Source organism: Paenibacillus cisolokensis, assembly GCF_018403665.1.
GTDB lineage: Bacteria > Bacillota > Bacilli > Paenibacillales > Paenibacillaceae > Paenibacillus_AH > Paenibacillus_AH cisolokensis.
The window spans coordinates 24,357-31,702 of record NZ_BOVJ01000037.1; the positions used below are offsets into that span (position 1 = coordinate 24,357).

At 60.2% G+C, this 7,346-nt stretch carries 8 protein-coding genes; 4 read left to right on the forward strand and 4 right to left on the reverse strand.

Translation table 11 applies throughout. From position 1 onward, the window contains the following. Positions 1–62: 62 nt before the first annotated feature. The 3 genes from PACILC2_RS05030 to PACILC2_RS05040 form a co-directional block, all read right to left on the reverse strand. Positions 63–560: a DUF1572 family protein gene (locus PACILC2_RS05030; protein WP_213527869.1), complete on the reverse strand. Its 498-nt coding sequence runs from the start codon at positions 558–560 to the stop codon at positions 63–65. A 147-nt stretch (positions 561–707) separates the two neighbouring features. Continuing rightward, positions 708–899 (reverse strand): hypothetical protein, encoded by a 192-nt coding sequence (locus tag PACILC2_RS05035; RefSeq protein WP_213527871.1) that lies wholly within the window; start codon positions 897–899, stop codon positions 708–710. Positions 900–932: 33 nt separating this feature from the next. Further along, on the reverse strand, positions 933–1,700 hold the full coding sequence (locus PACILC2_RS05040) for a sugar phosphate isomerase/epimerase family protein (RefSeq protein ID WP_213527873.1): 768 nt from the start codon (positions 1,698–1,700) through the stop codon (positions 933–935). A gap of 162 nt (positions 1,701–1,862) precedes the next feature. Between PACILC2_RS05040 and PACILC2_RS05045 the strand changes: the two genes are divergently transcribed. The 3 genes from PACILC2_RS05045 (at position 1,863) to PACILC2_RS05055 (ending at position 4,088) form a co-directional block, all read left to right on the forward strand. Further along, the gene (locus tag PACILC2_RS05045) at positions 1,863–2,675 is read left to right on the forward strand and encodes a helix-turn-helix domain-containing protein (RefSeq protein ID WP_062491317.1); all 813 of its coding nucleotides are present in this window, start codon (positions 1,863–1,865) and stop codon (positions 2,673–2,675) included. A gap of 143 nt (positions 2,676–2,818) precedes the next feature. After that, the gene (locus tag PACILC2_RS05050) at positions 2,819–3,667 is read left to right on the forward strand and encodes a sugar phosphate isomerase/epimerase family protein (protein WP_213527875.1); all 849 of its coding nucleotides are present in this window, start codon (positions 2,819–2,821) and stop codon (positions 3,665–3,667) included. Positions 3,668–3,860: 193 nt separating this feature from the next. Further along, positions 3,861–4,088, forward strand: a complete 228-nt coding sequence (locus PACILC2_RS05055; protein ID WP_062491313.1) for a hypothetical protein — start codon at positions 3,861–3,863, stop codon at positions 4,086–4,088. Between the two features lie 52 nt (positions 4,089–4,140). Here PACILC2_RS05055 and metE read toward each other — a convergent pair whose 3' ends face one another. Beyond that, on the reverse strand, positions 4,141–6,255 hold the full coding sequence (gene metE, locus PACILC2_RS05060) for a 5-methyltetrahydropteroyltriglutamate--homocysteine S-methyltransferase (protein ID WP_213527877.1): 2,115 nt from the start codon (positions 6,253–6,255) through the stop codon (positions 4,141–4,143). A gap of 170 nt (positions 6,256–6,425) precedes the next feature. Between metE and PACILC2_RS05065 the strand changes: the two genes are divergently transcribed. Beyond that, on the forward strand, positions 6,426–6,983 hold the full coding sequence (locus PACILC2_RS05065; protein WP_213527879.1) for a DJ-1/PfpI family protein: 558 nt from the start codon (positions 6,426–6,428) through the stop codon (positions 6,981–6,983). Positions 6,984–7,346 lie beyond the last annotated feature (363 nt).

Below are 7,346 nucleotides of genomic sequence, written 5' to 3' on the forward strand. Positions count from 1 at the left end.
ATTGCCGGGCGGTTCGCCGTTTCGAACGCAGCGTCGGATTCCGCTTCAGGTTATGGCTCAGGTTACGGCTTCTTCTTGGGAATGCTGAGCGAATCCCATTGCCCGTTCCGGATCAGCTTGCCGATATAGACGATTTGTCCGACATGGTACCCGTAGTGAGACACTTGCCGCTGGATCGCTTTGATGACCGTGTGCGCTTCGCCCCGGATACGGACCGTGCGTAGCAGATCGCTTTCTCCCAACTGCTCGAGCGCCCGGAACAGCGTATCCCAGCCGCTTTCCCACAATCGGAGCAGCTCCTCCTTCGTCAGCGGTTCCCCTTCGAATTCCGCATCGCGCTGTCTCGTCGGCTTTTCGCCGTCCGTCGTCAAAAAATCGGTCCATCTCGAAATCATGTTGCCGTGCAAATGCTTGACGATGATGGCGATGCTGTTGGACTCGCTCGCGGGCGTCCGGTTCAATTCCTCGTCCGACAATCGCTCGATCGTGCGGTCGCCGAGCCGCTTCGCGCTTTTGAACGTGCCGATCGCGCTCGTCAACAATTCCTGTCCGATTCCCATGCCGTCCGCCGCCTTTCATTTCCCGTTTGTTCCATTATAGCTTGAACGCCGGTATCGGCATAGCGGGCTCTCCCGAGTCATCATTGCAGTGACGGGGAAAGCCCTTTTCCCGATCGGGAACTTGCCCGCGTGCAAACGGCGATCCGGCTATTCGACATCGTTGCCGTCCAGGGCGAATTTCCCGGGAAATTTGTCCGATCTGTTTCGAAGCTTGCCGGTTTCCGCCGTGTAGTTCGCAGCGATACTTGATCCGCTCCGCTCCCGGATGAGCATCGGCCGGCCCGGGATGAGCAGCGTGCAGCCGCTTCTTCCTTCTATCAATATACGAGCCCGAAGCATAAAGGGCCGCTTTCGCGGCCCAACAGCATTTTGCTATGCGGACAAATGTCCGTTGTTCTTCAGCCATTCGATACTCGTACGGACGGACTCGAGCGGCGGATTGGCGCAGCGGTCCTGCTCGACGACGAGCCATTCGGTGCCGGCTGCCGCAGCCGCGGCGATAATATCTTGCAGCGCCAGATCGCCGCGTCCGAGCTCGACCGTGTCGATCGGCTCGCCCGGAGCCCCTTTGCGGAAATCTTTCAAATGCAGCAGCGGCAGGCGGCCCGCATATTTCGCGATATAAGCAAGCGGGTCCTGACCGGCGAACTGCACCCAGCCGATATCCATTTCCACCTGCAGCAGGGACGGATCGACCGTCTTGTACATCGCGTCGAAGATATAGTCATCTCCGATTCTGCCTTCGAATTCGAAATCGTGGTTATGATAGGCAAATACGAAGCCTTCCCGCGACAGCCGTTCGCCGTAGCCGCGGAATTTCTCGAACAATGCGCGCCATGCGGCTTCATCGCCCCGCTGTTCCGGCATCAAATACGGGCAGACGACATATTTCGCGCCGACCGTCTTCAAATATTCGATCTCTTCGTCAATATGATGCTCAAGCCGGTCCAGGCTGACGTGGCTGCCGAAAGCTTCCAGCTTCAATTCCCGGAGCAGATCGCGCATTTCCCCGGCCGACAGGTCGCCGTAGCCGGCAAATTCAACGCCTTGATACCCCATTTCCGCGACTTGCCGCAGCGTGCCGGCAAAATCCCGGGCCGTGTCGTCGCGCACTGTGTACAACTGCAATCCGATTTTCATCTGCACTCTTCCTTTCGTTCGCCGCCGTCTGACGACAGGCGGTTTTTCAGTTTCCCTATTTCACTCCTCCATGTCACATTATTATAGTGGAAAAGCTGCTGCATGAAGATGTAGAATCTAATTATGGCATGTACAATATTGCTGCAAGATGGAGGAAGACCGATGCTGGCGACGGAAATATTGAGCTGCGCCTATTCATTCCACAGCCAGCCGTTTCAGGACGGTTATCCGAACGGGCTCGACTGCTACCTGTTCCGTCTGCAAACCGACGGCGGCTGCGAAGCGCTGGCGGACGGCCGCATGCAGCGGATCGAGCCGGGAGACCTGCTGCTGTTCAGGCCGGGAGACAAATATCAATTGATCGTATCGAAGCGGCAGGCGGAACCGGAAAGCGGCATCGCCAGCGGCGATTATTACGTCATGTGCCGGGGCGAATGGCTGGACGAATGGTGGAACCGCAAATCCCGGCCGCAGAAGACCAGGATCGCCCTCGACGAGCGGCTGCTGACGATCTGGCGGGCACTCGTGCTGGAGAAGCGGAGGTTCGAAGAGGAAGACCGCGAAATGTCGGATTACTTGCTGCGCTCCCTCTGCCTCGGTCTCGACCGCGCCATCGCCACCCAGTCCGTGCTGCAAAGCCGGTCGTTCATCGCCACCCGGATGAAAAACTTCATCGACGAGCATGCGGCCCGCCCGTTCCGGATACGGGAAGTGGCCGACCATGTCGGGCTCAGCGTATCGCGCACCGTCCATCTGTTCAAGGAATGCTTCGGAACGACAATTATGCAGTATACGCAGCAGGTCCGGCTGTCGCTCGCCGAGGACCGGATGAAGTACAGCACGCTGACCTTGGAGCAGATTGCCGATACGTGCGGATTCGGGAGTTACTCCTACTTTTACCGCGTATTCCGGAACAAGCACGGCGTTTCGCCGGCTCATTACCGGGAAGCGGGCGGTCCCCGTTCCATGACGTAGGCAGTTATCGGTCGAAAGCGGCCATTGAGCCTCCCGGCGGTTTCCGCTACGATAAGAGAGTATCGGCAAAAGAGCCCTTGCCGAGCGATTGGCAAGAACGCATTGGTGTCGCCATTCTATTCGATCAGGAGGAATCGTTAACGATGATTAAAGGATTGACACGGGCCGGCGCAGGCGATGCCGGCAGTTTGAAGCAATTTGCGGAATTGGCGGCCAGACACGGCTTCGGCGCGGTCGACGCGAGCGGCGGCGAACTCCGTCAATGGGCCGAGGAAGCCGGACTCGACGCGGCGCTCGACGCACTCGACGCTATCGGCGTCCGGATCGGCTCCATCGGGCTGCCGGTTGAATGGCGGGAATCGGAAGAGCAGTTTCGCGCCGGACTGCCCAAGCTGGCCCAAGATGCGGAAATCGCCGCGCAGTTCGGCGTCACCGCCTGCTGCACCTATATCCTGCCGTCGACCGACGACAACGCGGCGCGTTTCATGGCCGTCGCCACCAGGCGGCTGCGCACCTGCGCGCGGCTTTTGGGCGCGTACGGCATCTCGCTCGGCCTTGAATTCGTAGGACCTCACCACCTGCGCACCCGATGGGCCAACCCGTTTATCTGGTCGATGGAAGATACGCTGGAATGGATCGCCGCCATCGGCGAGCCGAACGTCGGGCTGCTGCTCGACGCTTACCACTGGTATACGACAGGAGCGGATGAAGCGGCGATCGCCAAGCTCCGTCCGGAGCAAATTACGCATGTTCATCTGAACGATGCCAAAGCCGTGCCGGTAGAAGAAGCGCTGGACAACGACAGACTGTATCCCGGAGAAGGCGTCATCGACCTGGGAACCTTCCTGCGGACGCTGCATCGGATCGGGTACAAGGGCGTCGTCGCCCAGGAGATTCTCACGCCCGAACCGCCGCGGGAAAGCGCCGAAACGCTGATTGCAAGATCTGCGGAAGGATTTCGCAAAGCCTACGCGGCTGCCGGACTCGCCTGACGAAGCCGCAAACACCGTCTTCGCATCCGCAGCGGGCTGTATCCGTGCGGCCCGCATGCCGGACGTCCCGTATCCGTCCTCCGTGAAAAGTTCACTTTGATCACGAAACTGTAACCGCATTTTAATCAAATTTTAATTTAACGCCATTATACTGAAACGAAAAAAGATCACCGATCGGAGGAGTGAACGGGCGATGCGAACGATGATTGTGTTTCAAAATCAAAACATTCCGGTATACCTTTACGATAATAACACCAAAGCGCTGGACAAGCTGACGGCTATTCTGAACCGCAAGCTTGAAACCGGCAAAAAAGCGTTGCAGCGCTGCCTCCGGTCGCTCATAAGCGTGGAGATCAGCGGCAGCGAAGCGACGCTGCACGCGCGCAACGAGATGGATACGCTGACGATATCGTTGTACTGACCATCACATATCGCAAGGGCGGCGGATCATGAAGATCCGCCGCCCTTTGCCGTTATTTTGCCGCGAGACGAAACTCGTGCGCCGCTTCGCCGCCGGCGCCCGTTTCCGCAAGCGCGCCGGGCATACAGGCGGGACGATCGGGAACGTCCAGCCATATAAGATCGGCATCCATCGCTTTCAACGCATCCAGCATTTCGGTTTCGTCGCTGAAGCACAGCCGCAGCTCGATCTGCGTATCGTCTGCGGCCTGACCGGTCGCAAGCTGTAACGTCTCGCCCGCCCATTGCAAGTACCCGTCCCACTCCCGCTTCTTGAGCGGCGCCCCTTCGCGCAGCGCCGGTTCGTCGAGCTGCAGAACGCCGATGCCCGCCGCCTCCAGCGCCCGGATCTCCGTGCGGATCGCGGCGGCCAGCTGGCCGGCCGCATCCTGCCGCGAAATATCGGTCCGGACATAAGAGCGGTTCAGCAGCGTCAGCGGGCCGGGCAGTATCGCTTTTACCGGCCGATCCGCAATCGATGCGGCATATGCCGCCTCCTCGGCCAGTACCGGCGTCCGGTATGCGATGTCGCCGAACAAAATCGGCGGCTTCACGCAATGCGTACCGCAGGACTGCACCCACCCGCGCCCGGTGATCAGAAAACCGTCCAGCTGCTCGGTGAAATATTCCTCCGTGCCGTGCATCCCCGCTCCGCCGAGCTCCAGCACGTCCTGCCCGAGCTTCTCCTGCCGTCCGACCCATTCGGCGACATGGCTGCGCATGAAGACGAGGTACTGCTCGCGGCTCCACTCTCCGCTCCGCCAGCGCTTGCGCGCGAGCCGCAGCTCCCGGGACTGCGTCAAACCGCCGGCGGCGGCTGCCGATAACGGCGGCAGCGCGAGCCGCGCCTGCCGCAGCTTGCGCCGCCGCGCTGCCGTCGCCTTCCCGGAAGGCGCATTGTCCGCTGCGCGGCTACCGGCACTGAGCCCATTCCGTTCCGGACAGCGCCGCAGCGCATCGGCCAACACCGCGCTGTCGGCAAGATCGAGCTTGACGGCTTGCCTGCCTTCCCGGATAGCGGTCCCCAATACGGCCAGTTCCTTCAGCTTCTCGTCGGCGAACGCGAGCGCCAGCTTGCCGAGGCCGTGCAGCCGTTCCTCGCCCCGAACCGTCACCGGAACATGCTGCAAGCTGCAGGACGGCTGCAGCACCAACCGCTCTTCGCCGACGATCCCGGCCAGCGTTTCCGTCAGCCGCAAAGCGGCGGACAGGTCGGTTCGCCACACGTTGCGCCCGTCTACGACGCCAGCTCCTAGTATTTTGTCCTCGGGAAAGCCGTTCGCCGCCAGTTCGCGCACATGCCGGCCGCGATCGTGAACGAAGTCGAGGCCAACGCCGGCAACGGGCATTTCGAGCAGCGCGCCGACGTTGTCGACGGCGTCGAAATAAGTTTGCAGCATGACATTCAGCTTCGGCGCAGCCTGACGAAGCGCGGCGTACACTTCCTGAAGCAGCTTCCAATCCCCGGCCTCCAGGTCCCCGGCCAGCGCCGGTTCGTCGATCTGCACCCATTCGGCCCCTGCCGCTTCGAGCTCGCCGAGCAATTGAGCGTAGACAGGGACCAGCGTCCACACCGCATGCGGAACGCCGGCGGACCGGACGCCCTTCGACAAGCGGACGAACGTGAACGGTCCGATCACGACCGGACGCGTCGCCAGCCCGAGCTCGCCGCGCGCTTCCTCGAAAGCGTCCCGCCACGGATTGGCGAGCAGCTTCGGCCGGGTTCGCGCCGTCCATTCCGGCACGACATAATGATAGAAAGTATCGAACCATTGCGCCGTCTTGCAAGCCGGCACGCCGTCCACGCCGCGCGCCATGGCGAAGTAAAGCGGCATGCCGCCCGCATCCCGCTCCCGCAGCGGCTCGAACCGTTCCGGTATGATTCCGAATGCCAAGCTATGATCGAGCATCGTATCGTACAGCGAGAAATCGCCGGAAGGAATCCAGCGAACCCCGGCTTTTATCTGTTTGCGCCAGTTGGCAAGACGCAGCGCCTTCATCCGGACGGCCAGTTCGTCCTCCCGCAGCTCGCCTCTTTCATATTGCTCCAGGGCTATTTTCCATTCCAACCGTTCGCCGATCCTCGGATAACCGAGGCTGGCAAAGGTGCCGCAGTCGATTGTAGGCATGCTTCGATTACCTCCTTGTTTAAATAAATATACATTATTGCGTATATTAATACAACATTTTTCCGCTGCCGCAGGCCTATCGGCGGATAGTCCGCAGCTCCTATCGTGTGATATGCTGATAATGAGGCGGATTTAGGCCGCCCCAACATTTTCCGAAGGAGTGATCACCGTTGCCAAAGAAAATCTTGCTGCTGACCGGAGACGCCGCCGAAGTGCTGGAAGTGTATTACCCGTACTACCGCCTGCTCGAGGAAGGGTTCGAAGCCGTCATTGCCGCGCCGACCAAAAAGGTGCTGCATACCGTCGTGCATGATTTCGTGGATGGTTGGGAGACATACTCCGAGAAGCCCGCGCATTTGTTAAAAGCGGATATCGCCTTTGCCGACGTTAACCCTTCGGACTATGACGGGCTGATCATTCCCGGCGGCCGCGCGCCGGAATATATTCGCGGGGATAAAGATTTGCCGCGGATTCTGAGCCACTTCCTGGAGCAGGACAAGCCGGTAGGCGCCATCTGTCATGCGGTCCAGGTGTTTGTCGCTCTGCAGGATACCCGCTATTTCGAAGGCAAAACGATGACGGCTTATACCGCGTGCCGCCCCGATGTGGAGCGTCTCGGCGCCCGCTATGCGCCGGATACGCTGCATGTGGACGACAAGCTGGTGACCGGCCACGCCTGGCCGGATCTTCCGGGATTTATGCGGGAGTTTCTGCGGTTGTTCAAATAACGGGGCGTACGACAAGCAGGATGGCGGCCCTGGACGTTCGCGTCACCCCCACCGGGGCCCGATTGCGAACCTCCAGGGCCTTATTCGCTCGCTCCAGAACCGTCGGGTGCCCCATTGCCAACCTCCAGGGCCCTATTTGCTCACTCCACCGCCGCCGGGCGCCTGATTGTGCACCTCCAGGGCCCTATTTGCTCACTCCACCGCCGCCGGGCGCCTGATTGTGCACCTCCTGGGCCCTATTCTCTCGCACCATTCCCGCTTTGAACTGATACCAGTCCCGAAATTGCTTGTGCTTACTTTACTTCGGCTCCGCGGCGGCTGGCATCCGGAAGATAGAAACCCTATAAAAGAACAATGCTGCAA

Excerpts from the sequence above, each read along its gene's own strand:
- PACILC2_RS05050 (WP_213527875.1), top strand. The coding sequence starts at position 2,819 with ATGATTAAAGGATTGACACGGGCCGGCGCAGGCGATGCCGGCAGTTTG.
- metE (WP_213527877.1), bottom strand. The coding sequence starts at position 6,255 with ATGCCTACAATCGACTGCGGCACCTTTGCCAGCCTCGGTTATCCGAGG.
- PACILC2_RS05055 (WP_062491313.1), top strand. The coding sequence starts at position 3,861 with ATGCGAACGATGATTGTGTTTCAAAATCAAAACATTCCGGTATACCTT.
- PACILC2_RS05045 (WP_062491317.1), top strand. The coding sequence starts at position 1,863 with ATGCTGGCGACGGAAATATTGAGCTGCGCCTATTCATTCCACAGCCAG.
- PACILC2_RS05035 (WP_213527871.1), bottom strand. The coding sequence starts at position 899 with ATGCTTCGGGCTCGTATATTGATAGAAGGAAGAAGCGGCTGCACGCTG.
- PACILC2_RS05040 (WP_213527873.1), bottom strand. The coding sequence starts at position 1,700 with ATGAAAATCGGATTGCAGTTGTACACAGTGCGCGACGACACGGCCCGG.
- PACILC2_RS05030 (WP_213527869.1), bottom strand. The coding sequence starts at position 560 with ATGGGAATCGGACAGGAATTGTTGACGAGCGCGATCGGCACGTTCAAA.